Source organism: Streptomyces sp. 13-12-16 (assembly GCF_002114215.1).
In the GTDB taxonomy this organism is placed as follows: Bacteria; Actinomycetota; Actinomycetes; order Streptomycetales; family Streptomycetaceae; genus Streptomyces.
This window is the reverse complement of the sequence record NZ_NCTE01001463.1, coordinates 2,265-3,554: the sequence shown is the minus strand read 5'-3', so window position 1 is coordinate 3,554 and position 1,290 is coordinate 2,265. Positions and strand designations below refer to the sequence as shown.

General features: G+C 75.3%; 1 protein-coding gene and 1 pseudogene. Both read right to left on the bottom strand.

Going from position 1 to position 1,290, the window contains the following annotated elements; all coding sequences use genetic code 11:
* Positions 1-362, bottom strand: a pseudogene (locus tag B7767_RS42690) (SWIM zinc finger family protein); the annotation flags it as partial.
* The coding region (locus B7767_RS42685; RefSeq protein WP_143653011.1) for a VWA domain-containing protein at positions 359-1,290 on the bottom strand (932 nt) is incomplete at its 5' end. The gene B7767_RS42685 and the pseudogene B7767_RS42690, both read right to left, overlap by 4 nt.

Below are 1,290 nucleotides of genomic sequence, written 5' to 3'. Positions count from 1 at the left end.
CGGCCCGCGTCCGCCTCCGCGGGCCGGGCCCGGTCCGCCGGGCCGTCCGCGTCGGTCGCGGATGTCGCGCCGGCGACCGGGCAGGCGCCCAGGACCGCCGCCAGGTGCAGGCAGCGTGGGGCCAGGAGGCAGGTGCAGTGGGTCTGACCGGGGGCGGTGACGGTGCCGGACGGGCCGGGGGTCAGGGTCACCCGGGCGTCCTCGCCGCAGCGGACGCGGACGGTGCCGTCCTCGGTGGTGACCGGTGTGGCGGCCAGGGCCTCGACGGCCGCGTCCAGTCTGCCGCGGAGCCTCGTGGTGAGGCTCTCCACCGCGGAGGCGAACACCTCCGGTGCGACGGGTGGGAGGGAAGGACGGCTCATCGGGTCGCTCCGCGGAGGCGCTCGCCCACCCAGCGGGCGAGCGAGAGGGGGCTGAGGGCGGCCACCGGCATTCCGGCCGCGACGAGTCGCCGCGCGACCGGGACCGAGTAGCGGGGGGTTCCGTCGCCGTTCAGGGCGGCGCAGCCCAGCAGGTGGACACCGGAGGAGACCAGGGACCCGACCTCGGTCAGCAGACCGTCGACCGCGCCGCCCTCCTCGAAGTCGCTGACGACCACCATCAGGGTGCGGTTCGGCACCGTCACCAGGGTGCGGGCGTGCGCGAGACCGGCCGCGATGCGGGTACCGCCGCCGACCTTCACCTCCAGCAGCAGGGAGAGCGGGTCGTCGATCCGGTCGGTGAGGTCGACGACCCGCGTGCTGAAGGTGAGGAAGTGGGCGGAGAGCATGGGCGCACCGCCGAGTACGGCGGCGGTCAGCGCCGACCAGATGACCGAGGACTCCATGGACGCGGACACGTCGACGACGAGGATCAGCCGCCAGTCGCTCTGCTCGGCGGCGCGGGTCCTGAAGACCGGCCGCTCGGGGACGATCCGGACGGTGCCGTCCTCCAGGCGGCGGCTGTGGGCGAGGTTGGCCCGCAGGGTGCGGGGCAGGTCGAGCCGGCCGCCGGGGCGCCGGGAGGGGCGCGGGGTGGTGAGGCCGGTCAGCGCGGGGCGCAGCCGGGCGGCGAGCTCCCGGGCGAGTTCCTCGATCAGCCGTTTGACCAGCGGCCGGAGGCGGGCGATCCGCTGTTCGGGCATTCCCCTGGCGAGCGACAGCACGGCGGACAGCAGCTCCACGGAAGGGCGTACCGAGTCCGGGTCGAGATGGTCGATCACATCCGTACGGCCCCTGGCCGCGGCGCGTCCCAGGACCTCCTCCCGGATGTCCGCGCCGAAGAGCGCTTCGAGGTCCTCGGACCAGTGCC